Genomic DNA, 24,046 nt, shown 5'->3' on the forward strand with positions numbered 1-24,046 from the left:
ATGGAGATTAGAGACAGCAACTGGTGGAAAGAAAGTGTGGTTTATCAAATTTATCCCCGGAGTTTTCAGGATTCAAATGGAGATGGAGTAGGGGATTTGCGTGGAATCATTAACCGGCTCGGGTATTTAAGGGATTTGGGCATCAATGTTATTTGGTTGTGTCCGGTCTACGATTCACCTAATGATGACAATGGGTATGATATTCGGGATTTCTATAAAATTCAGGATGAGTTTGGAAGTATGGAAGATATGCTCGAATTGATCACACAAGCGGAAGCGTACGGAATTCGTATGATCATGGATCTGGTAGCGAATCACACCTCTGATGAACATGCTTGGTTTATGGAGTCCAGAAGCTCTAAGGACAATCCAAAGCGTAACTGGTATATATGGAAGCCGGGGAACGATGGCCAGGAGCCTACCAACTGGGAATCGAATTTTGGGGGTTCAGCTTGGGAATATGACGAGACCTCACAGGAATATTATTTACATTGTTTCTCTAAGAAACAACCGGATCTCAATTGGGAGAATCCTGAAGTTCGTCAAAGCATCTTTTCTATGATGGATTGGTGGATTGACCGGGGAATAGCCGGATTTCGTATTGATGCGATCACATTTATTAAAAAGAATCAGCAATTTCCGCACCTTAAGTCTGAAGACGACCGCCGCTATGTTCCTCTGGCAGAAGCTTGTTTGAATCAATCCGGAATTTTGGATTTTCTTCACGAGATGAAACAGGAGGTTCTTGAACCTCGCAATGTGATGACGGTTGCTGAAGCTCCTGGAGTTCCGATAGAGCAAATTCATGAATATGTAGATGAGCAGAACGGCGTCTTTAATATGATATTTCAATTTGATCATGTAGATCTGGATGCCAAGCCAATGGCTAAAGGAATCTATCATCCTTGGAAGCTGACTGAATTTAAGCACGCGTTATCTAAATGGCAGCTTGAGACAGCCAATAAGGGCTGGATGGCACTTTTTATGGAGAATCATGATCATGTGCGTTCGGTTTCAAAATTCGGTAACGACGGGATATACCATAAAGACTCAGCTAAAATGCTGGCTGCCTATTATTTCTTAATGCGAGGAACACCTTTTATTTATCAAGGACAAGAGATTGGAATGACCAATTATTTCATGGCTTCAATTGAAGAGTATAGAGATATTGAGAGCTTAAATTATCACCGTAATGAAACTGCACGGGGTAAGTCTGAGGCAGATATCCTGAACTATTTAGCGATCAGAAGCAGGGATCAGGGCCGCACACCGATGCAATGGAGTTCAGAACCTATGGCCGGATTTACGAATGGGGAGCCATGGATTAATGTGAATCCGAATTACTCATCGATTAATGTGGAGGACGAGCTACAAGACGATAATTCTATCCTTCATTTTTATCGGGAATTAATCAAGCTGAGACGGGACAATAAAGCGTTAATTTATGGTAATTATCATGAGATTTATGTGGACTCGAATGAGCTAGGCGGATATGTTCGAACTTACGGGAATGAGTGTTGGACGGTAATCTGTAATTTTACGGATCAAACCATTCCGTTAACTGATCCTCTTGCAGGCCATATTGTACTGTCTAACCTTAATAATCATGATAAGGGTCTGTTGAGGCCTTATGAGGCATTGATCTGCAAAGGGGAAAAGAGTGCAGATGCAGCCGAAATCTAAATAGGGGGATTTATGATGCAAATTAAGAATGAAGCTATGTTGATTACCTATGCAGATAGCCTCGGGCGTAATTTAAAAGAATTAAACGAAATATTAGATAAGCATCTGCGAGGCGTCGTTGGAGGTGTTCATTTACTACCGTTTTATCCTTCTTCGGGTGACAGAGGATTTGCACCAATGGATTATACCAAGGTTGATCCGGCATTTGGCAATTGGGCGGACGTCGAAGCCATGAGTAAGGATTTCTATATGATGTTTGATTTTATGATTAATCATATCTCAAGACAATCTCCTTATTTTCAGGACTTTCTTGAGAAAAAGGATGAATCAGAATATGCGGATCTGTTTATCCGGTACAAGGATTTTTGGCCGAACGGGGAGCCCACTCAGGAAGATGTGGATTTAATCTATAAGCGTAAACCACGCGCTCCATACGTAGAGGTTACCTTTAAGGATGGTAGCTTGGAAAAAGTATGGTGTACCTTTGATGAAGAGCAGATTGATCTGGATGTGACTACAGAAACGACGCGGAAATTCATAACGGACAATCTAACGTTTTTGGCTGAAAAAGGAGCTTCGATTATTCGACTAGATGCTTTCGCATATGCCAACAAAAAAATCGGTACGAATTGTTTCTTTGTTGAGCCGGATATTTGGGAGATGCTGAATCACTCTGAGCAGACCGTTGCCCCTTACGGCGTGACCGTTTTGCCGGAAATTCATGAGCATTATAGCATCCAGTTAAAAATTGCAGAACAGGATTACTATGTATATGATTTTGCGTTACCAATGTTGGTGCTGCATGCTTTATTTAGTGGGAAAGTAAACCGGTTGGTGCATTGGCTGGAGATTTGCCCGAGAAAACAGTTTACAACACTAGACACGCATGATGGTATTGGTGTGGTGGATGTAAAGGATCTTTTGAGTGATGAAGAAGCAGAAATGACAAGAGAAAGCCTTTATAGCCAAGGCGCTAATGTCAAAAAAATATACAGCACCGAAGCGTATAACAACCTTGATATTTACCAAATCAACTGTACTTATTATTCAGCACTTGGTAATGATGATCAGGCTTACTTGCTGGCGAGAGCCATCCAATGCTTTGCACCGGGTATACCGCAGATCTATTATGTGGGGTTACTGGCTGGAGTGAATGATATAGAGCTTCTGGAGAAGACCAAAGAAGGACGGAATATTAATCGGCATTATTATACTCAAGAAGAGATAGATGTTGAGGTTGAGCGCCCAGTCGTGCAGAAGCTCTTTAATATCTTGAAATTCAGAAATAGTAATCCAGCCTTTGATGGAGATATACAGATTGAACAGTTGGATGAGAATAATGTGGTGATAACTTGGAAAAATCTGTTGAACGAAGCGAAATTGGAAGCGAATCTGTTAACCAAGGCATTTACGATTTCACAAAAAGAAAAGTTAGCGGATTGGGAAAGGGTTGTATTATAAGGTAGTATCCAGTGTATTGATGAATCATGTTAAAATAGGGGGAACGCTTAAACGCGTTCTCCTTTTTTTGCGAATAACCTTATAGAAACGATGGTGGGTATGAAGATTGAGTACGACAATCAGGTGATCGAGTTTAATGTTCAGTATGGAAACGGCAAGAAAATCTCCATTCATATAGATTCTTCAGGGCGTATAACGCTCAAAGCTCCCAAGAAAACAAGTGAAGAGACGATTAAAAGCGTGGTTGAGCGTAATGGGAAATTGATAGTGGAGAAGCTGCGGAGCATTGAAGCGAACCGAGAAACACCAAAGCTCAAAGAGTATGAAGACGAGGGTAAATTCCTGTATTTAGGCAAATATTATTCGCTGCATGAGTTAATAGAGACAGGGGATTTAAATGAGGAAGAGCTTAAGCTTAAGCTGAAGAAATTCTATTTCGCTAGCTGTAAGAAGATTGTAGGCGAACGGATCCCTAAATATCAGACACAGCTTAGAGTAAAGCCTAAGACGATTGACATTGTTGAGTCTAGAACCAAGTGGGGAAGCTGCAGCTCGGATAAAAAGCTAACCTTTAACTATCGCTTAGCGATGGCTCCAGTGGAGGTTATCGATTATGTAATCATCCATGAGCTGTGTCATTTACTTCATATGAATCATGACCGCTCTTTTTGGCGAAAGGTTGGAAGCCTCATGCCGGATTATAAGGAGAAGGAAGAGTATTTAGCTAGATATGGGCGTGCTATGACGCTGTAATAAATTAGCATTGATTCATGATTTCATACAACCAAAAGGATGTCCCTAATGAAGGGAAATCCTTTTTCAGTTGTTTAATGGTTTCCAAAGGGAGTTAAAGGGTTCGAACGCTATCTCTTTTTATTAGCTCGCTAGGAAGCATGACATGATGAATAGCTTGTTGTTTCTCTAGTAGATCTATGAGGATCTGAGCAGCGTTGGTTCCTAACTCGTATTTATGTTGGTTCACTGTAGTCAAAGCGGGTGTGCAATACGCTGTCAGATCAATATTATCGTAACCTATAATTGAAATATCCTCGGGCACCGATTTTTCGGCTTCCTTCACACCCTGCATAGCTCCGAGCGCCATCAAATCACTTGCACAAAAAATAGCAGTGACCTCAGGATGGCTGGACATTATTTGCTGAGCAGCTTCTTTTCCTCCTTGTTCGGAAAATAATCCATTAAAAACGAGGGATTCGTCAAAAGGAATACTGTAATTCTCAAGGGCGAGACGGTAACCTTCTAATCGAAGAAGTGCTACATCTGCTTGGGTATGTCCGTTAATCATAGCAATATGGCGATGCCCTGACTCTAGCAGATGAGTTACTGCTTGAAGCGCCCCTTTTGTATTATCAGAGGTGACATAACCGACATTTGGCCCTTCAAGTGTAATATCAATGAGCACGCAAGGAATATCAGAGGATACGATTTCCTTGAGATAGGGATCATCCAGTCGAATCCCCATAATAATGACACCATCTACACCTCTTTCTTGGCATAATGTCTTATAGGATTTCACTCTTTGCTTTTGCGGGGTTGTGCTGAAAAGTACAAGGTCATAATCCAGCTCTCCTGAACGATCATTGATCCCGCATAATACTTCAAAGGCTATATTGTCTTTGGAGCTATCTCTTGTAACATTGGAGAGTAGGAGACCCAGCGTTTTTGTTTTTTTGGATATAAGCGATCTGGCAGCCATGTTAGGGCTATAGCCTAATTGGTCTGCAATAGTTCGGATCTTGAGCCTAGTACCTTCGTTAACATCGTCATAACCATTTAAGGCCCGGGAGACGGTAGTTACGGATACGCTGGCGGCTTTGGCAATATCTTTTATAGTAACCATTACGATACCTCCTTCATATTTAGGGACAATAAGGCAATATGTAGTATTTAAATATTAAAAAAATAAAATATAAAAAGCATCTTGTAAATGCTTTCATCATGATTTATAATTCGATTATACCTTATCCGAAACGTTTTGGTAAGTCTGTGGAGCATTAGATTATCTGAAACATATATTTTTTTGTGCTTTTTCCGAAACGTTTCGGATACACAGCGAAGAAATGAGGGGAAGTTTTGAATTATCGAGTTATTAAAGAAAATGATCTGTTTCTAATGACGGACAAAAGTGGGGACATACCGGACAATGATCAATCGGGTCTAGGTCTCTATACTAGAGATACCCGTTTCTTAAGCCGAATGGAAATCCGAATTAATAATCAGCGACCGATATTGTTATCCTCGGCTGCCGATGAGAATTATATCTCTACCATTCGTCTTACCAATCCTCATATGGAGGAAGACGGTAAATTGATTTTATGGCGTGAGTCTGTAGAGATTGAACGTACCCGCTTTATTTATGAGGGTGCATTATATGAGGCCTTCAAGTTAACAAGTTATTATCCAAAAGCCATCCAATTCGATTTCTCTGTGCTGTTAGATGCGGATTTTACAGATATGTTCGTGATTCGTGGGTTTCAGCATGGCAAGCTAGGAAGTAAGACGGGTGAACGAAGTGCTCCAGGTGAAAGAGTGATCAGTTATCTCGGGGCAGATGAGTTACTAAGAGAAACCAAGGTGAAATGGGATACTCAGGAAAGTCGAATAAGCGAGACAGGTGAGGTACATTTCGATGTCGAGCTGAAGCATCAGGAGAGTGTTGAAATCGCTTTCTTTATTGCTCCGATGATAAATGGCAACGAGCCGCTGCAGCATGAACCTAAGGAAGCAATGAATAAGCTCAGAGCATCTTACGCTAGTTGGAATGCTTCATCGACCTCCATCAGCAGTGATATGCCGTTATTTAACAAGCTGTACCATCGAGGGGTGCAAGATTTACGGGTGCTGCTCACGGACCTTGGTTATGGGCAGTTTCCGGTTGCAGGCTTACCTTGGTACTCCGTTCCCTTTGGACGCGACAGCCTGATTGCAGCGCTGCAAATGTTATCTTCGAATCCTCAAATTGCTAAGGGAACCTTACTTACAATGGCTGCCTACCAAGGCCAGAAGGAAGATGAGTGGCGCGATGAGCAGCCAGGCAAAGTGATGCACGAAATCCGGTATGGAGAGTTAGCGGCTACTAATCAAGTTCCGTTCACACCTTATTACGGCACAATCGATGCAACACCGCTGTTTCTGCTGCTTACCGCTGAGTATTACCACTGGACAGGAGATCTTGATTTTGTTAGCTCGTTAATGCCACATCTCAACGCTGCATTGAATTGGATTAAAGAATATGGCGATTATGATAAAGATTCCTTTGTGGAGTATTATCAGAAGTCATCCAAGGGAATTGCCAATCAAGGGTGGAAGGATTCTGCGGATTCCGTCATTCATAGTAATGGTGATTATGCAGAGGCCCCAATCGCGCTAGTAGAGGTTCAAGGTTATGTGTATCAGGCGCTGACTCGACTTGCTCCTATCTTCAAGAGCCTAGGTCACGAAGAACAGGCAGAGGTTATGGAAAAAGATGCAGCTCAGCTGCGAACCCGTTTCGAGGAAGACTTCTGGATGAATGATGAGCAATTTTATGCAATCGCCCTGGATAAGGATAAGAAACGGGTAGACTCCGTTACTTCGAATGCAGGACATATTCTAATGTCAGGAATCGCCTCGCCAGAGCGGGCAAAAGCAGTTGCGGCAAGACTGGTAGCCCCTGATCTCTTCGGAGGATACGGTATTCGGACCATGAGTACTGCGGCTACAGGTTACAATCCGATGAGCTACCATGACGGAAGTGTATGGCCACATGATAACTCACTCTGTTTGCTTGGCCTTAGTCAGTCCGGGTTCACAGAGGAAGCAATCACCGTTATGCAAGGATTACTGAACGCAGCTGACCAATTTGAATATTACAGATTGCCTGAATTGTATTGTGGTTACAGTGACCAGCTCGGTGCTCCGGTTCCTTATCCGGTAGCCTGTTCTCCGCAAGCATGGGCGGCTGGAACACCATTGACCTTCGTGCAAGCACTGCTTGGTCTTCAACCGAATGCCCTAACCCGGCAAATTACGATCAAGCCTGCACTTCTAAACGGTATGAATGACTTAAAGGTGGAGCAATTACAGATTGGCAATGGCACGCTCAGCCTGCGAGTTAGTCGTGTGGATAACGAGCCGAAGCTGGAGATTTTGTCTAACCAGACTGGCTATGAACTGGTGATTCTATAGGCAATACGTAATTTTTTTATATAAAAAGCCTGACAATACTAAGGAGGTTGTATTGAAAATGAGAAAATCGGGGTTAATAATTCTATCTTTGATGCTGGTTTCTGGACTAATGTTGACCGCATGTGGTGGCAACAAAACAAACAGTAACGCAGGAACGGCTGCAACAAACAATAGCACAGATAAAGAAACAGCAGCACCGACAACGGATGAGCCGGTTACGATTACACTTGCAGGCTGGGGAGCGAGTCCAGAAGAGCAGGACCTGTTAAATCAGACGCTGAAGGAGTTCGAAGCTAAATATCCGAATGTGAAAGTAAATTACGAAGTTATTGCCGATCAATACATGGATGTTATCAAGACTAGACTCATAGGTGGAGAAGGCCCGGATGTCTTCTACCTGGACGCATTTGAGGCGCCTGGTCTCATTGAAGCTAATGTGCTGGAGCCATTGGACAGCTATGTGACACCTGAGTTTGATGTTGCAGATTTTGAACAGCCAATGGTCGATGCTTTTAAGAAAGATGATGTATCTTACGGATTCCCTAAGGATTTCTCTACGCTCGCTATGTTCTACAATAAAAAGGATTTTGCCGAAGCGGGAATTACGACGCCTCCAACAACTTGGGATGAACTGAAAGCAGACGCGATCAAGCTGACCAAAAAAGAAGGAGATAAAATCACTCGTTATGGCTTCGGCGTTGCGCCTGAGCTTGCACGTCAGATGTTCATGATCCAAGCGTTCGGTGGAAAAGTTTCTGACGAAGAAGGCAAAGCAACCTTCGCATCTGCAGAAGCACTCCCAGGCTTGCAGCTTGTTGTAGATATGCACAACGTTGATAAATCCTCCGGTGAGCCTAAGGAAGTAGGCGCTGGCTGGGGTGGAGAAATGTTCGGGCAAGGCAAGGCTTCTATCGTATTCGAAGGCAACTGGGCGATTCCATTCCTGGAATCCAACTATAAGGATCTGGATTATGCTACCGCTGAGCTTCCAACGGTGAATGGTACGAAAGGCACAATGGCCTTTACGGTAGCTTATGTAATGAACAAGCAATCGAAGAAGAAAGAAGCGGCTTGGCAGTTAATCTCTTTCTTGACAGGAAAGGATGGAATGAAGACCTGGACCAGCAAAGGGTTCGCACTTCCTACACGGAAATCTGTCGCACAGGAGCTGGGCTACGACAAGGACGAACTGCGTGGAGCAATTGTAGCGGGTGCCTCTTATGCAACACCATGGCAAGCCGCATCTACGCTGCCTACCATCACTAATAACTTCAATAACCAATTTGTAGATACATTTATGGGCAACTCCAAGCTTGAGGATGCCATGAAGAAAGCTGAAGATGTAGCGAATAAGGAAATTGAAGCAGCAAAATAAACGGATTGAAGGGGGAGGGTCTTCGGACCACCCCTTCCTTCTTTCATTCTGAACCGAAAGGAAAAGTGAAGCATGACTCAAGTCTCAACATTTAGAAAGAAGCTAAGAAATAATGTGACGGCCTATCTGTTCCTGCTTCCTACTATTCTTGTACTGGGCACTTTTTTGTTCCTGCCAGTTTTTTATTCGCTCTATTTATCAGGACATAAGGTAAATTTACTTGGTGATGTCAGTTACAAGTGGGTTGGATTCAATAACTTTACACGTATGGCTGGTGACGAGAGAGCTTGGATTGCGCTGAAAAACACGGCATCCTTTGCGCTGTTCGTTGTACCTTTGCAGACTGCATTTGCTATTTTATTAGCCGTTATTTTGAATGCTAAGCTTAGATTTAAAAATTTCTTCCGAATCGTCTTTTTTATGCCGACGGTTACTTCCTCGGCGGTATTGTCACTTATTTTTATGTGGATTTACAATTCAAACGGTCTGCTGAACCGTGTGCTTGAGTTCGTAGGTTTGCATGGCTACAACTGGCTTGGAGATCCGGCGGTCGCTCTTAAGGCGATCATGCTTATGAATATATGGTCTACTGCTCCTTTTTTTATGGTAGTCTTCTTAGCTGCACTGCAGGATATCCCTGATGCATTGTACGAGTCGGCCATGCTGGATGGGGCAGGTGGATTTAGACGTTTTATTTCTATTACGCTTCCGATGATTAAGCCGGCGACCTTCTTCACGGTAGTCATGGGAATCATCGGTACCTTTCAGCTATTCGATCAATCGTATATTTTTTCGGCTGGCTCCGGCGGTCCGAATAACTCCACCTTAACGGTGGCTCTGCTTATCTATCAGTATGCGTTTAAAAATCTCGACTTCGGTTACGCTTCTGCGCTCGCTGTCATGCTGGCTGCGGTCATTATGATCGTAACGCTGATCCAGCGGAAGCTATTCTCCGAAGAGAAGCTGAACTAGGAGGACGATCAGGTGGTAATTAACTATTCCAAAGGGGTTAAGGTGGTTCTGTATTTCCTGTTATTCGCATATGGGTGCGTGACGGTCATACCTTTCCTATGGGCACTATCCTCATCGTTTAAACCGTTAAGCGAGATTGTGTCAGGGAGTATCAACTTTATTCCAAAACAGTTCACTTTCCAGAACTATTACGACATCTTCGTGAAGGAGCCGCTGTTTCTCAGATGGATGTTCAACAGTGCACTCATCGCTGTAGTTTCAACGCTATGCAATACCTTGTTCAACTCTATGGCGGGTTATGCGCTTGCACGTATTGATTTTACAGGCAGCAAGGTTGTGTTTTTTCTAATCCTGGCCGTACAGATGATTCCCGGCCAATTGACTATCGTGCCTGCATATCTGATCATGAAACAGCTTGATTTGTTGAACACTTATGCTGCGCTGACGCTGCCGATGATGGTAAATGCGACGTTCATCTTTATGATGCGTCAATTCTTCCTGAGCTTTCCGAAAGAGCTGGAGGAGGCTGCCGAGATGGATGGTCTAAATAAGTTTGGCACATTTTTCCGCATTGCTCTGCCACTAGCTATCCCCGCATTGGCGGCTCAGACGATCTTTGTATTCATGGGTGCATGGAATGAATTTCTGAAGCCACTGATGTTCATGTCAGACAAGTCGATGTTCACACTTACACTAGGTCTCAATACTTTTAAGGGCCAGTATATTAGCCACTGGAATTATATTATGGCCGCATCAATGGTGTTTACCCTACCAGCGCTACTTATTTATGCATTCTTTAACCGCTTCTTTATAAAGGGAATTACGTTTACCGGCAGCAAATAATTTAATTTACAAGAACCGCCACTGATCTTAAATCAGGGCGGTTTTTTGATATGTTCATGAATTTTTACCATTCTATCGATCTTGTATGGGGAAGTTGGGGTATAAAAGGAAGGGAAGAGGTAAAACTATGTTCACTAAATAGAACTGGAAGAAATTTAAATGCGGAGGTAAATGATGACACAGAATAAAGGAAATTCACAACGCCAGAATCGAACTTCAATTCTTTGTTTGATCTGTGCCTGCACTGTCCTATTAAGTGGCTGCTCTAATGCTGCCAATGAAACCACACAAGTAACTCCAACGCCTACAACAGATGCCACTGCACCTGCGCCTACGAACCATGCAACAGAACAACCCAGTGCCTCATCCGGTACAAATACAGAGGGACTTCCGGCGGATGTTAGCGTTCAGCGAGTCATGAAGGAAGTCACTTTAAAGGATGGCTATCATAAAAAGATTGAGCTGCTGACAGACGGCGGCAAGCGGGTTACCATTACGGATCCGAGCCAAAAGATTGTTTTGCAGCAGATTGAATATGAAGGGAAGATTACTACGTCTAATGGTAGACAGGTTACCGTTAAAGTAGAAGGTGGGGGAGAGCAGACCCTAGCCATCCCCGATCATGTAGTGATCGAAGATGAGGACAAGCTTGGATTGATGCCAGGTGTTGATATCGAGTGGACAGTGAATGCAGAGGGGCAAATTGAAAGTGTTGAACTGGAGGATTAAAGAGATACTGAGGTGGCTGGCTAAATGAAATTTCTAATCGTATTTGGCAGTATAGTGGTCCCCATCGCGATGCTAATGATACAACATAAATGGATAAAGTGGCGTATTGTTTTTAATGTTGCTTCTGTGTTATCTACGCTTATTTTAGGCAATATTTCTGCCCTAGCCATATATGAAATATTAAGAGATAACACGGTATTCATGACCTCGATCCATGCGATTTTTTTGAATCCAATGTTCCTTATAACGGGAGCTTATCTTGGAGTGTATCTGGTCTATCGCTTAATGTTGATGACGTATGAAGAAGTTTATGTATGATTTAATTAAAAATAGGAGTGTCCTCGTGAAGGGACACTCCTATTTATGTTATGCAGCGAAAGCTAAGAAGACTTTCCTACAACGTTTGTTCCACTCTTCGTGATCTTGTACGTAAGGATATCACCATTCCAGAAGTGGAATTTCAGGATAACTTCTCCGTCTTTAACATCTTTAAAGAAGGCTGGTAGCAGCTTGATTTCTTTCGTGTTATAAGAGGGTGAGAAGGTATTGCCGAACTCCTTGAATGGAGTCCAGTCTTGCGGGCCTGCATTGCCACCAGCGGTATAGACAGCTTCCATCGTGGCAAGCTGGTTGCCATTAAAGGTAGTTGGAATCGCAAACGATTCAGTCGTACCTTTGGCATCACTTAATTTGGCAGTGTCATTCACGATGATCTTTAGTCTCCACGCAACACCCTTGTTGAATTTCAGCGTTAACACGGCATTTTCACCGTATTTTTGGGAAGCTGTGAGTTTTTTGAGTTGGCTGGCTTTGAGTGTGAGTTCCTCGCCATTCAAGGTGTAATCTTTTCCCTTTATTAGATACTTCCCATTTGCACTAATCGTGGTTAGCTTATTGCCGTTTAGGTTCAGCTTCACCTTGGTGTCTTTGATCGTTGCACCTTTTTTTAGATAGACCAGATCGCTCTCGGTGCTCGAGGAACGTTCTTTCAGACCAGACATTAATACGTTGTGGAGTTCGGAATCGGACCACTTATACGTTTTCCGGTTGAAATGTTGCCCATTATCCCAGAGCATGGAGGTCATTTTCTTTTCTTTTAAATAATAGGTAAGGTACTCGAAGAATTTCAGCTTCTCGCCTTGTTCAATCACACCTGTATCCTTATCGAAGCCTAGCAGTCCAAACTCACCAACGATAACTGGGATTCCTTTGGCTACGAATGTGTTGTAAACGTTATCAAAAGTTTGGATGATATCGTTTTTTGTATCTTTTTCAAACGTGGTGTAACCAGCGATATTCACACTGAACGGCCAGAAGCCGTAGTAGTGAACGGTCGCGATTATGTTCGGATCGTTAAGAGCTGTAATCGTCTTGTAAAGCTGATCCATTCTAGGTTGGGTAGGAGAAGTCTCTAATGAAGGCAGCACTAGCGGACGGACATCATTCTTTCCACCTGAGTTTCGAACGATCTGATGGAAAGAATTGTTGAGCTCTGTAAGCATCTGTTCCATCTTCACTTCATCGGTACTTCCGCCATCCGTGAAACGAGGTTCATTAATGCTTTCGAACATCAGTTTATCGGATTTATCCTTGAAGCGGTCCGCAATTTGAGTCCATGCTGCGTTATAACGTGCGAGCGTTTCATCATGCTTCTCTTCCATATGACTTACCCATAACCAGGAGTCGTGATGGACGTTAATCATTACATAAAGCTTGGCGTCCAGCGCCCAGCCGACAACTTCTTCGACACGGTTGAGATAAGCTTGATCAATGGTATAGTTCGGTGCTTCACCTATGTGTGAATCCCAAGTGATGGGAATCCGGATACTTTTGTAGCCTTGTGCGGCGATTTTCTTAATCAGTTCTTGGGTCACACGCGGATTGCCCCAGGAGGTTTCATCCTCACCTGTAGCATCTAGCGTATTGCCAAGGTTCCATCCGGGCTGCATATCGTCTACATAGGATTGGATCTTACTCTTTGGTGCTGGCTTAGCTTGTTGCTCGTCCTTAGTGGCAGCGGCGGCAATGGATGAGAACAAAGAAAGCAGAAGAGCGGTGACAAGGGTCAATGATAAGAAGTGTTTCTGGATTCGAGTAGTCATTGAATTCTCCTTTGTAAGATCATTTTTGAGGATGCTTAAACCGGACCTTCATTACTACTTTGGTGCTTAGATGATCATATACACCTCCATTAATTTGTTGTAAACGCTTACCAAATACCCTAACATAGAATAATTTCAACGAGTACCTTACTAATTTGTGGTAAATTCATATATGAATTAGTGATTTGCAGTGATTCCAAAGTTATGGAGGGCAATCCAGTGAGCAGATTTCATTACATAGGCTCGGCTACAGAGCTTCCGTTAGGAGAAAGAGGCAGTGTACTGTCAGCAAAGACATACAATGAAGTGAAAAATTCCCCAGAGTATAAGAATCAAAGAGAGGCTTTACGCCTGCAAGGCATAATTCCTTTAGATGACATCGCAGATCTGTCTCATTTAAGAGATGAGGACTGTCTTGTATACGACTCGGAAGAAGATGCAGCGGGTATTTTTATAGAGGAACTTGGGTATTGGAACGATGAGATTCGCAAGCATTTTCGGAGTCCATATGTATACCGGATTTCACCGAATTGGGGCGGCTTCTCTGTATCCCCTAAGCTAAAAGATACGCTACCAGGATCGTATGATGCCTCACTCAAGTGTTGTCGGGAGTTATTTAGGCTTATGACAGATTATGGGGTATCTGGTGCCGAGTTTGAGCTTTATACTTGTTGGGCTGAGGAAGAAGGGCTCCTACGAAATAAAAAGTATGATCGAATCTTTGATTTGGCCTCTTTGTCACTGGAGGAGGGCTTTGAGCTGAGAGAAAAAGAGTATATTGTGGTTAAAATGATTTGATATTCAATAGGATTATCGCTAACTACTCGTTATATAAAAAACAAATATTGCATGACAAAAGCATCTATATTAGATATGATGGAGCATGAAAAATTAATATTAGCAATAGGTGCCAATTATGAATGTTTCGGAAATGCAATCATAGATTGGTTAAATGGAAAGCGGGTGTGAGTCCCGCGCGGTCCCGCCGCTGTGAAAGAGGAGTCCTTGCAAGGTACCACTGGGAAACTGGGAAGGTAGCAAGGGTGATGATACTTGAGCCAGAATATCTGCCTGTTTCTGATACACCATTAAACTCTACGAGCGATAGAGGGGTGTTTGATATAGTATATGCCTGCTATTATTGCGGTTCACTATCTTAAACCTCTTGACGTTATGTTGAGTGGTTTTTTTGTAGTGCTAAAAATATAAGAAAGTATAAGTTTAGCACCTATACTCTATGTCTTATATTTCTCGCTAAACGCATAACGTCCTTATAAGGACGCCGAGGGCGTTATGCTTGGAAAGTTTATTCTGTTTTTTTATCATAGGAAGAGAAGGGAAGGGTTATGGAAACATGAAGAAAAATAAGTTTTTAGCTTGGTTACTCATTGTAGCTGTATTTATCACGACGTTCTCTACAAGCGTAATCCCGGCTCATGCGAATGAAGTAATTGCCGATAGTGCAGTTGTAACAACAGAGGTTAATCAAGCTCTAGTAGAGCAGATTAATGCGTTAGTACAAGAGCCAGATACAGAGAAGCCTACGATATTAATAGAAGGTATACAAGATAAACAAGAAGTATCCAGTAAAGATTTAAGCTTCAAAGTAGTGGTTACAGACAATGTCTATAAAGACATTATCCCAGTAGTAAAGCTGAACCAAGTCGTTCTGTCAGCTACTAATGGTGAGTACAGAGCCTCTCTTAACCCAGGTAGTAACGTAATCGCAGTAACGGCTGTAGATGGCGCTGGGAACAAAGCAGATAATGTAACCTATCAGGTTACTTATAAAATTACTGCCAAAGAACAGTTAGATAAAAGCTTGGCTTACATCGTTAACACTGTAAAGAATCCGTCATTTGGAACAGGTAGCGGAGAATGGTCGATTCTTTCTCTAGCACGTGCGAACTATAAAGTACCAAGTGGTTATTATGATCTCTATTACAACAATGTAGCTACGAAAATAACATCGATTATCAAAGAGGATGGAAAACTCGACGCCAATAAAAGCACAGAGAATTCCAGAGCAATTCTAGGACTGACCTCTATCGGAAAAGATATCACGAATGTTGCAGGTCATGATCTAAGAAATGCACTCGCTGATTATCAATATATTCAGAAGCAAGGGAACAACGGTCCCATATTTGCTCTGATTGCACTAGATAGTCATGACTACGAAATTCCAGTATTATTCCCTGATCCTGATGAGAAGGGAGTTATATATCAAAGCACAAGAGAAAACCTGGTTCAGTACATCTTAGATAGAGAAGTTAAAAAAGGTGCAGCAGATGCCGGGGGCTGGGCTTTAGGTGTAACCAAAGCAGACGTCGATATGACCGGGATGGCGATGCAAGCACTTGCGCCTTATTACGCAACGAATTCTAATGTAAAAGCTGCCGTGGATCGGGCGATTGCATGGTTATCGAGTGTACAAAATGCTCAAGGTGGATTTACAAGCTGGGGAAGCACAAGCAGTGAGAGCATCGCACAGATTGTTGTTGCCTTAACTGGCGTAGGCGTAGATCCGCACAGTGACCCTAAGTTTATTAAAGAAGGAAATTCACTTATAGATGCTTTACTTAGCTTCTCTGGGCCGGATGGTGGATTCAAGCATATTCTCACCGGAAAAGTAGACGCTATGGCTACGGATCAAGGCACATATGCACTCGTATCCTATGATCGTCTGATCAATAATAGCAACCGTCTCTATGACATGAATGATGTTCAATTAGAGCAGCCGGAAGTACCGACTCCAGATGTAGCCAAGCAGCATTTGGATAAGAGCCTTGCCTATCTTGTTAAAACCGTAACGAATCCGACTTATTTCGGAGAGTGGTCCATTCTTTCTTTAGCACGTGCAAACTACGATGTGCCTAATGATTATTATGATCTCTATTACAACAATATAGCTACGAAAGTAGCAGCCTTAATAAAGGATGGGAAAATCGATACTACTGTAAGTACAGAGTATTCCAGATTGATTTTAGGACTTACCTCTATTGGAAAAGATATCACGAATGTCGCGGGGTATGATCTGAGAAAAACGCTTGCTGATTATCAATACATTCAGAAGCAAGGAAATAATGGTCCTATATTTGCTCTAATTGCGCTAGATAGTCATAACTATGATATTCCAGTAGCGCCAGCAGGTAAAGTTCAAACCACAAGAGAAAACCTGATTCAGTATATTTTAGATAATGAGATTAAAAAAGGTACAGTAGAAGCCGGTGGTTGGGCATTAGGTACGGCGAAAGCCGATGTCGATATGACGGCTATGGCAATACAAGCACTTGCACCTTATTACGCAAAGGATTCTAATGTAAAAGCTGCCGTAGATCGGGCCATTGCATGGTTATCGAGTAATCAAAATAATGATGGTAGTTATACAAGCTGGGGAAGCACAAGCAGTGAAAGCATCTCGCAAGTTATTGTTGCTTTAACTAGCGTAGGTGTTAACCCAGACAATGATGTTAGGTTTATCAAGAATGGCAAGTCCCTTATTGATGCATTACTTGTCTTTGCTGCACCTGATGGTGGATTTAAGCACACCTTAACAGGATCAGTAAATGGAATGGCTACGGACCAAGGCACGTATGCACTTGTGTCCTATGATCGTCTGATCAATCATAGTAACCGTCTCTTTGATATGAATGATGTGAAATTGGAACAACCAGAAGGACCGGGACCTGGGCAACCAGAGGGTCCAAAAGAACTTCCGTTACCGTCTGGTGATCACCCAAAAGTTGATATCCCAATTGACTCTCAAGATTATATTGTTCCAATCAGCACAGGAGATAGCAACAAGGAAATAACGGTAGTTATTCCTAAAAATCAACAATCGAAGGTTAGTGTTAGTTTACCAGATAACAGCGATCTTCCTCAGATTGAAGCTACCAAAGGTGACGTATCTGTAGTCATTCCTAAGGGTGCAAAAGTTACCCGTGGAGATGCCTCAGCAATTGAACTTTTGTCACCTTTAACAGGCACAGAAGCTGCACTAAAAGATAGTCTGAATCAGATTATTTCCCAGGATAAGAAGCTGGAGAGCATTATTCAAGCCTTTTCCATGGGTGGCAGTGCAAGAGTAGAATTTAGTCAATTTATAACATTAACCTTTAAGGACCTTAAAGGAAAAGATGCAGCTTATATTCAAAATGGTACACCTCATGTGATTCAAAAATTTGCAAGTGACGCCTTAGGTTTGGCAAGCGGCAAGTCAGAGTATGCCTACGATAATGGAAATGATTTAATCGTAAAAACCAATCACTTCACTGATTACATTGCTTACACATCCAGTGTAGTTCAGACACCTGGTGGTGACGGTGGTAGTGACAACGGCGAAGGAAATGGCGGTGGCACTGGTGGTGGAGGAACCACTCCATCGAAGCCATATGTAACCCTATCCGTGGATAAGCTTACGATTAAGAAGGGATATGTTGTTCCTTCTGTACAGGTAGAGCTACAATCTGGTGACACAGTGTGGTCTATATTCGAAAGAGTACTAGATAGCCGCGGGATCGACTATAGCTATTCTTGGAACAGTACATTTGGAAGTGTGTATGTTGAATCCATAGCTGGTGATGGAGAATTTGACCATGGTAGCGGTAGTGGATGGATGTATAATGTAAATGGAAAATATCCTAATTATGGTGCATCTTCATATAACCTAAGTGCTGGGGATAGAATTCAGTGGCGTTATACTACGAATTTGGGTGCCGATCTAAATGCACCGATACCAACAGCGAGTCCGACTCCAAAACCAACGCCAAAACCCAGCGGTACTCCTGCTCCGGGTGATGTAACTATTCCGGAAGGTAACGGTAATCCGACAGCAAGTCCATCTCCAACAGCGGCTCCTAATGATATCAAGCAAGTGTATAAAGACGCCGATAAGATCTCATCCTGGGCGTTCTCAGCGATTGAAACAGCTACAGTAAAAGGGTACATCCAAGGTAACAATGGTCAGGTGAATCCGAAGGATTACATTACAAAAGCAGAGTTTACTAAGATCCTAGTTTCTGCATTGGAACTTGATATTAAGAGTGATAAGGGAATTGCCTATAAGGATGTAGCTCTGGCAGATTGGTTCTATCCATATGTGAATGCTGCTCATAAAGCAGGATTAATTACAGGCTTTAATAATGAATTTAAGCCAAATGACAAGATTACTCGCGAGCAGATGGCAGCAATCATTGTCAGAGCATTATCAATCCCAGCTACGAAGCCAGGAACAGCGATTAAAGACATCAAAACTGCATCCGCGTGGGCTAAAGCAGATGTGGAAACTATTGTTGCCACTGGACTAATGTTAGGTGATGATAATCAATTTAAACCTAAAGAGCTTGTAACTAGAGAAATGGCAGCTGTTGTAGCTACTAGAACCCATGATTATAAGAGTGGCGACAAAGCAGTTAGTCCATATATTCAGAACACAGCAGCCTTTTTGCAAAAAACAGTAACAAACCCTGTCATCTCCTCGGTTGGCGGCGATTGGACAGTGTTCGGGCTGGCACGTTCTGGTGTGAAGGTTCCAGATAGTTATTACGCTAAGTACTATGCGAATGTAGAAGCAACCCTTAAAGAAAAGGCTGGGAAGCTGCATAGCGTAAAATATACGGAATATGATAGAGTTATTTTGGCATTAACTTCAATCGGCAAAAATATTGATAAAGTGGCGGGTTATAACCTACTGGAGCCGCTCGCTGATTTTGATACTGTAATCAAGCAAGGTATTAATGGACCTGTGTTTGCCTTGATCGCACTGGATAGTAATCATTACGACATTCCAGTGGTTAAGGATGTAAAGACACAGACGACTAGAGAGAAGCTTATTGATTATATTTTAGGCAGAGAGATCAACGGTGGGGGATGGGCACTTGGCAGTAATGCTACTGCGGCCGATCCGGATATCACTGGGATGGTTATTCAAGGCTTAACCCCTTATTACAAAACGAATGCCAAAGTAACGGCTGCTGTAGATCGTGGAATAACTTGGTTATCCAAAACACAAACAGCAGACGGCGGCTTTGCAAGCTGGGAGTCTACGAACTCCGAGAGCATTGCTCAGGTGATTGTAGCTTTAACTGGACTTGGTATAGATCCGCATAAGGATTCCAGATTCATTAAAAATGGACATTCAGCGGTAGATGCGTTGCTTGGCTTTGCTGCAGCTGAAGGTGGTTTTTATCACGTGAAGCAGGGTGGAGTAGGCAACGGAGGCGCGAAACCAGGAGAAGTAGATCTTATGGCTACGGATCAAGCGATGTATGCACTGGTTGCTTATGATCGGTTCGTTAAGGGTCAGACGAGTCTTTATGACATGACAGACGTTAAATAGAACTTTATTTAAAGAGATAAGCAAGGGTAGCGTGTATACCCTTGCTTATTATTTAAGGTGGGGAACTTAAGAAATGAACAAGAAAAAATGGCTAACAGCGATACTAATTATTGGTGTGTTGGCGATTGCCTTCTTTTGGGGCGGGAATTATCAGAAGAGCCCGAACAAGGTTGCAAGTAACATTGCAGAGTCTCAGGTTGTAGAATCAGACAACACGGCTTCGAATCAGAATGTTGATGTAGAGCCCACAGCCTCAAGTGATGCCGAGACAACGGAGATAGCACCTACAGCTACGCCTGGCGAAACAGCTAAGCCCGTTGAAACGGTAAAACCAACTGAAGAGGTAACGCCGACCGAAACTGCGGTAACAGATGTTGAAAAGCCGACCGCAACACCTAAATCGGATATACAGGCACAACCTACCGCAACACCGAAAGCGACGGCAAAACCAGTAACCAAACCAGATTCAAAAGTAGCGACAACAGAAACCAAGCAGGAACCGAAAAAGGATAAATTTCTTACGGATCCAGTACCGAGTGGGAAACCTAAGCCAGTGGAATGGCAAGATGCAACAGTAGATAAGAAGAAGCAATTAACGGCTACCTTGTCCGTCTCGGCGGCTACCATTTTAGATAATATGAACATTTTCAACGAGGATAAGCTTGAAGTATTACCGGCAGATGGTATCATTTATAAAGCGCAGAAGGTAACCTTTTATGAAGGGGAGTCTGTGTTTGATGTTTTGCTAAGAGAGATGAAGAAGAATAAAATCCATATGGAATTCAGCATGACGCCGATCTATAACAGTAATTATATTGAAGGTATAAATAATCTGTATGAATTTGATGCTGGAGAGCTTAGTGGATGGATGTACAAAGTAAATGGCTGGTTCCCTAACTACGGCAGCAGTCGTTATGTTCTTAAGGATGGCGATGTCGTTGAATGGGTATACACTTGTGATTTAGGTCGAGATGTAGGTGGTTATGTAGCCACAGGAGGAGCTCAGAAATAATGAAGGATAGCTTTTCTACCTTTCATCCGTTTGTGAATTTTCTATATTTTGTCGTTGTATTGCTGTTTAGCATGGTGTTCATGCATCCCATATTTCAGGTGATCGCCCTCATTAGTGCAGTAATCTACTCCTTTATGTTAAAAGGAAAGAAAGCCGTTCGATTTAATCTGCTGTACATGGTTCCTTTTCTACTATTTATGGCGATTATGAACCCTGTTTTTAATCATCAAGGGGTAACGATCTTGTTCTATTTGAACAATGGAAATCCCATTACGAAGGAATCCATTCTTTATGGCGTAGCAGCGGCGTGCATGTTTGTGACGGTAATTATCTGGTTCTCCTGTTATAACGTCGTGATGACCTCGGATAAGTTTATTTATATATTCGGAAAAATACTGCCGGCACTGTCGTTGATTTTTTCGATGGTGCTTCGTTTTGTTCCTAGATATTTAGCGCAAATCAAGGTGATTTCGAATGCCCAAAAATGCATAGGCCGGGATGTTACACAGGGAAATCTCCTCGCTCGAGCGCGCAATGGGATTACGATCCTATCGATAATGACCACCTGGGCTCTGGAAAATGCGATTGAGACGGCGGATTCCATGAAGTCAAGAGGATATGGATTGCCTGGACGTACAAGCTTTTCAATCTTCCGTCTAGATGCCCGGGACAAAGTAGCTCTCTTGATCATGACAGGCTTAATTGCGATGGTAGCCATCGGTGCAGCGATGGGTGAGAACACGATGAGATATTATCCGTCGATTAAAGCGAGCGCAATTACACCTTTTAGTATCCTTGTATATATCGCTTATTTTGCGCTATGTATGATCCCTGTGCTCATCAATATGGTGGAGGCAATGAAATGGAAATCTATCGAATCGAAGAACTAAGCTTTGCTTTTCCTGAACAAGAGCAGATGGCTCTTTCGAATATCAATCTTTCGATTGCAAGCGGAGACTTTATTACTGTGTGTGGAAAGTCAGGCTGCGGCAAAAGTACCTTACTAAGACAACTGAAAACAATCCTAACCCCACATGGCAAACGCCAAGGGGCGATTTATTATAAGGGTCAACCTGTAGAGGAGATCGATCAACGGACACAGGCAGCAGAAATCGGTTATGTACTCCAAAGTCCCGACAATCAAATTGTGACGGACAAGGTGTGGCATGAGCTGGCTTTTGGTCTTGAAAGCTTAGGTTATGACAATTCTACGATTCGTTTGCGCGTGGCTGAGATGGCGAGCTTTTTCGGAATTCAGACCTGGTTCCATAAAAGTGTGACTGAGCTATCGGGTGGCCAGAAGCAGTTACTCAATTTAGCTGCGATTATGGCTATGCATCCCTCGGTTCTAATCCTTGATGAGCCTACCTCTCAGCTAGATCCTATCGCGGCTTCCGATTTTTTGGAGACGGTCAAAAAGATAAATCGCGAGCTTGGCACAACCGTTATCATGACCGAGCATCGTCTAGAGGATGTTCTTCCGCTCACAGATCGGCTGATTGTGCTGAATGAGGGCGTTGTGATTGCAGATGATACCCCGCAAAAGGTAGGCGAAGCTTTAAGCAAGCTGAACCATCCAATGTTTCTGTCCATGCCCTCACCCATGCAAATTTACGCAGGCGTAGAGAATGACTTAGCATGGCCTGTTACAGTGAAGGAAGGACGCCAATGGCTGGATGCTTTTCTAGAGGATAAGACACCTGCAACGATGGTAGTAGCTCAGTCAAGCTCGAAAGTGGACGGCCCTGTAGTCATAAAGTTCAAGGATGTATGGTTTAAATATGATAAAAATGGACCGGATATCATCAAAGATTTGTCGTTTGAAGTAAAGCAAGGGCAGTTCTATTGCATTGTTGGTGGGAATGGAACGGGGAAGACATCGACGCTGTCACTTATGAGCGGCATCCTTCAGCCCTATCGAGGGAAGGTTCTAATCGGCGGGAAAAACCCAGCGAAAATAAATGCCAAAGAATTGTTTACTAACAATCTGGGCATCCTTCCGCAAAATCCGCAAACGTTATTTGTGAAAAAAACAGTCGAACTAGATTTATACGAAATGTTATCTCAGCTTCCTTTAACGAAGGAAGAAAAGGTGGCTAAAGTTGAGGCCGTGGTTAAGTTCGCAGAACTGGAACATCTTCTCTCGATGCATCCGTATGATCTTAGCGGGGGAGAACAGCAACGTGCGGCGCTGGCTAAAGTGCTTTTGTTAGAACCGAAGATTCTGCTGCTGGATGAACCGACTAAGGGACTGGATGGACCTTTTAAAGAGAAATTAGCTTTATTTCTACAGAAGCTTAATGCCGAAGGTATTACCATCGTAATGGTTTCGCATGACGTTGAATTTTGTGCCAAGTACGCCGAGGTCTGCGCGATGTTTTTTGATGGAAGCATCATCACTACGAATGAAGCCCAGAAGTTTTTTGCGGGAAACAGCTTCTATACGACTGCCGCCAATCGGATGGCGCGTCATGTATGGAGCGAGGGAGTTACGATAGAGGGTGTGATTGATTTATGTCAACGAAGCAGGTAACGGGTCGTCGTTTGAGTCGTCGAACTTTATTAGCAGCACTGCTAATTTTTATAGTTATTCCAGCTACAATTTTGTTAGGTATTTTTGTCCTAGACGATCGCAAATATTACTTTATCAGTCTATTGATCGTCCTCTATACGATGATTCCGTTTGCGCTAGTGTTCGAGAATCGGAAGCCTCAGGCGAGGGAACTCATCGTCATAGCGGTGTTAGCAGCCATTGCTGTTGCTGGTCGCGCAGCCTTTTTCATGTTGCCGCAGTTTAAGCCGGTTGTTGCCATTGTCATCATCGCAGGGGTGAGTTTGGGAGCTGAGGCAGGATTTCTGGTCGGTGCTGTTGCGGGCTTTGTCTCCAATTTCTTTTTTGGGCAGGGACCATGGACGCCTTGGCAAATGTTTTGTTTTGGCATCATTGGCTTCCTGGCGGGCATTTTCTTCAAGAAAGGTCTGCTTAAAAAGACCAAACTGTCTCTCTGTATATTCGGAGGGCTAGCGACGTTCTTGGTATATGGCGGCATTATCAATATAGGCTCGCTGATGATGTTCACGTCTGAGTTCTCATGGTCGGCTTTGATGACAACTTATATTTCCGCCTTTTGGTTTGATATGGTGCATGCTATCTCGACGGTGGTGTTCCTCTTTTTCATTGCTAACCCTATGATTGAAAAGTTGGATCGGATAAAAACGAAGTATGGGTTGATTGAGCCTTAGGTTTTGGAATTGGGCATTTGGCGTTTTAAGTGCTGCGCATTGCGCTGGCGGCCGCTCCGCTTTTCCACAATCAGTCCGTTCTCTCCGCTGCCATCAGCGCGAAC

Annotated in this window: 17 protein-coding genes and 1 riboswitch; of the genes, 15 read left to right on the top strand and 2 right to left on the bottom strand. The window is 43.1% G+C overall.

The features are described from left to right. From ACN6KS_RS04010 to ACN6KS_RS04020, 3 genes are all read left to right on the top strand, one after another. Nucleotides 1–1,683 (top strand): alpha-glucosidase, encoded by a 1,683-nt coding sequence (locus ACN6KS_RS04010; RefSeq protein ID WP_440961413.1) that lies wholly within the window; start codon nucleotides 1–3, stop codon nucleotides 1,681–1,683. A gap of 15 nt (nucleotides 1,684–1,698) precedes the next feature. Further along, nucleotides 1,699–3,144 carry a sucrose phosphorylase gene (gene gtfA, locus ACN6KS_RS04015; protein ID WP_094876817.1) on the top strand — a complete coding sequence of 482 codons (1,446 nt, stop codon included), beginning with the start codon at nucleotides 1,699–1,701 and terminating at the stop codon, nucleotides 3,142–3,144. A 99-nt stretch (nucleotides 3,145–3,243) separates the two neighbouring features. Then, nucleotides 3,244–3,897, top strand: a complete 654-nt coding sequence (locus ACN6KS_RS04020; protein ID WP_094876818.1) for a M48 family metallopeptidase — start codon at nucleotides 3,244–3,246, stop codon at nucleotides 3,895–3,897. 94 nt (nucleotides 3,898–3,991) lie between these two features. Here ACN6KS_RS04020 and ACN6KS_RS04025 read toward each other — a convergent pair whose 3' ends face one another. Then, nucleotides 3,992–5,002, bottom strand: coding sequence for a LacI family DNA-binding transcriptional regulator (locus ACN6KS_RS04025; protein WP_094870019.1), 1,011 nt, complete (start codon nucleotides 5,000–5,002; stop codon nucleotides 3,992–3,994). A 233-nt stretch (nucleotides 5,003–5,235) separates the two neighbouring features. Here ACN6KS_RS04025 and ACN6KS_RS04030 point away from each other — a divergent pair, with 233 nt between their 5' ends. From ACN6KS_RS04030 to ACN6KS_RS04055, 6 genes are all read left to right on the top strand, one after another. Continuing rightward, on the top strand, nucleotides 5,236–7,329 hold the full coding sequence (locus ACN6KS_RS04030) for an amylo-alpha-1,6-glucosidase (protein WP_440961414.1): 2,094 nt from the start codon (nucleotides 5,236–5,238) through the stop codon (nucleotides 7,327–7,329). Between the two features lie 58 nt (nucleotides 7,330–7,387). After that, on the top strand, nucleotides 7,388–8,704 hold the full coding sequence (locus ACN6KS_RS04035) for an ABC transporter substrate-binding protein (RefSeq protein ID WP_094870021.1): 1,317 nt from the start codon (nucleotides 7,388–7,390) through the stop codon (nucleotides 8,702–8,704). Nucleotides 8,705–8,776: 72 nt separating this feature from the next. Beyond that, nucleotides 8,777–9,676: a carbohydrate ABC transporter permease gene (locus tag ACN6KS_RS04040; protein ID WP_094870022.1), complete on the top strand. Its 900-nt coding sequence runs from the start codon at nucleotides 8,777–8,779 to the stop codon at nucleotides 9,674–9,676. A gap of 18 nt (nucleotides 9,677–9,694) precedes the next feature. Continuing rightward, nucleotides 9,695–10,519: a carbohydrate ABC transporter permease gene (locus ACN6KS_RS04045; protein WP_042193304.1), complete on the top strand. Its 825-nt coding sequence runs from the start codon at nucleotides 9,695–9,697 to the stop codon at nucleotides 10,517–10,519. Between the two features lie 174 nt (nucleotides 10,520–10,693). Further along, on the top strand, nucleotides 10,694–11,248 hold the full coding sequence (locus ACN6KS_RS04050; protein ID WP_440961415.1) for a hypothetical protein: 555 nt from the start codon (nucleotides 10,694–10,696) through the stop codon (nucleotides 11,246–11,248). Between the two features lie 24 nt (nucleotides 11,249–11,272). Next, entirely contained in the window at nucleotides 11,273–11,566 is a 294-nt protein-coding gene (locus ACN6KS_RS04055) for a transposase (RefSeq protein WP_280789061.1), read from the top strand. A 62-nt stretch (nucleotides 11,567–11,628) separates the two neighbouring features. Here the strand turns inward: ACN6KS_RS04055 and ACN6KS_RS04060 are convergent, their stop codons facing one another. Beyond that, nucleotides 11,629–13,350 (bottom strand): cellulase family glycosylhydrolase, encoded by a 1,722-nt coding sequence (locus tag ACN6KS_RS04060; RefSeq protein WP_094876822.1) that lies wholly within the window; start codon nucleotides 13,348–13,350, stop codon nucleotides 11,629–11,631. A gap of 219 nt (nucleotides 13,351–13,569) precedes the next feature. Here ACN6KS_RS04060 and ACN6KS_RS04065 point away from each other — a divergent pair, with 219 nt between their 5' ends. The 6 genes from ACN6KS_RS04065 to ACN6KS_RS04090 all read left to right on the top strand — a co-directional run bounded on the left by ACN6KS_RS04065 (nucleotide 13,570) and on the right by ACN6KS_RS04090 (nucleotide 23,942). Beyond that, the gene (locus ACN6KS_RS04065; RefSeq protein ID WP_094876823.1) at nucleotides 13,570–14,148 is read left to right on the top strand and encodes a hypothetical protein; all 579 of its coding nucleotides are present in this window, start codon (nucleotides 13,570–13,572) and stop codon (nucleotides 14,146–14,148) included. A 90-nt stretch (nucleotides 14,149–14,238) separates the two neighbouring features. Next, nucleotides 14,239–14,439, top strand: a riboswitch (cobalamin riboswitch). Nucleotides 14,440–14,704: 265 nt separating this feature from the next. After that, complete coding sequence (locus ACN6KS_RS04070; RefSeq protein ID WP_440961416.1) at nucleotides 14,705–19,687, top strand: S-layer homology domain-containing protein; 4,983 nt, start codon at nucleotides 14,705–14,707, stop codon at nucleotides 19,685–19,687. Nucleotides 19,688–19,760: 73 nt separating this feature from the next. After that, nucleotides 19,761–20,699, top strand: a complete 939-nt coding sequence (locus tag ACN6KS_RS04075) for a DUF4430 domain-containing protein (protein WP_440961417.1) — start codon at nucleotides 19,761–19,763, stop codon at nucleotides 20,697–20,699. Next, on the top strand, nucleotides 20,699–21,589 hold the full coding sequence (locus tag ACN6KS_RS04080) for an energy-coupling factor transporter transmembrane component T (RefSeq protein WP_440961418.1): 891 nt from the start codon (nucleotides 20,699–20,701) through the stop codon (nucleotides 21,587–21,589). Before ACN6KS_RS04075 ends, ACN6KS_RS04080 begins: the two co-directional genes overlap by 1 nt. Continuing rightward, nucleotides 21,562–23,232 (top strand): ABC transporter ATP-binding protein, encoded by a 1,671-nt coding sequence (locus ACN6KS_RS04085; RefSeq protein WP_440961419.1) that lies wholly within the window; start codon nucleotides 21,562–21,564, stop codon nucleotides 23,230–23,232. Before ACN6KS_RS04080 ends, ACN6KS_RS04085 begins: the two co-directional genes overlap by 28 nt. After that, a complete protein-coding gene (locus ACN6KS_RS04090; protein ID WP_094870031.1) occupies nucleotides 23,214–23,942 on the top strand; it encodes an ECF transporter S component in 729 nt (242 codons plus the stop codon). The genes ACN6KS_RS04085 and ACN6KS_RS04090 overlap by 19 nt, the downstream gene beginning before the upstream one ends. Nucleotides 23,943–24,046 lie beyond the last annotated feature (104 nt).

The organism is Paenibacillus nitricinens, assembly GCF_052056485.1.
GTDB lineage: Bacteria > Bacillota > Bacilli > Paenibacillales > Paenibacillaceae > Paenibacillus_AQ > Paenibacillus_AQ nitricinens.

Coding starts and splice junctions, on each gene's coding strand:
- ACN6KS_RS04010 (WP_440961413.1), top strand. CDS start 1: ATGGAGATTAGAGACAGCAACTGGTGGAAAGAAAGTGTGGTTTATCAA.
- gtfA (WP_094876817.1), top strand. CDS start 1,699: ATGCAAATTAAGAATGAAGCTATGTTGATTACCTATGCAGATAGCCTC.
- ACN6KS_RS04020 (WP_094876818.1), top strand. CDS start 3,244: ATGAAGATTGAGTACGACAATCAGGTGATCGAGTTTAATGTTCAGTAT.
- ACN6KS_RS04025 (WP_094870019.1), bottom strand. CDS start 5,002: ATGGTTACTATAAAAGATATTGCCAAAGCCGCCAGCGTATCCGTAACT.
- ACN6KS_RS04035 (WP_094870021.1), top strand. CDS start 7,388: ATGAGAAAATCGGGGTTAATAATTCTATCTTTGATGCTGGTTTCTGGA.
- ACN6KS_RS04040 (WP_094870022.1), top strand. CDS start 8,777: ATGACTCAAGTCTCAACATTTAGAAAGAAGCTAAGAAATAATGTGACG.
- ACN6KS_RS04050 (WP_440961415.1), top strand. CDS start 10,694: ATGACACAGAATAAAGGAAATTCACAACGCCAGAATCGAACTTCAATT.
- ACN6KS_RS04055 (WP_280789061.1), top strand. CDS start 11,273: ATGAAATTTCTAATCGTATTTGGCAGTATAGTGGTCCCCATCGCGATG.
- ACN6KS_RS04060 (WP_094876822.1), bottom strand. CDS start 13,350: ATGACTACTCGAATCCAGAAACACTTCTTATCATTGACCCTTGTCACC.
- ACN6KS_RS04070 (WP_440961416.1), top strand. CDS start 14,705: ATGAAGAAAAATAAGTTTTTAGCTTGGTTACTCATTGTAGCTGTATTT.
- ACN6KS_RS04075 (WP_440961417.1), top strand. CDS start 19,761: ATGAACAAGAAAAAATGGCTAACAGCGATACTAATTATTGGTGTGTTG.
- ACN6KS_RS04080 (WP_440961418.1), top strand. CDS start 20,699: ATGAAGGATAGCTTTTCTACCTTTCATCCGTTTGTGAATTTTCTATAT.
- ACN6KS_RS04085 (WP_440961419.1), top strand. CDS start 21,562: ATGGAAATCTATCGAATCGAAGAACTAAGCTTTGCTTTTCCTGAACAA.
- ACN6KS_RS04090 (WP_094870031.1), top strand. CDS start 23,214: ATGTCAACGAAGCAGGTAACGGGTCGTCGTTTGAGTCGTCGAACTTTA.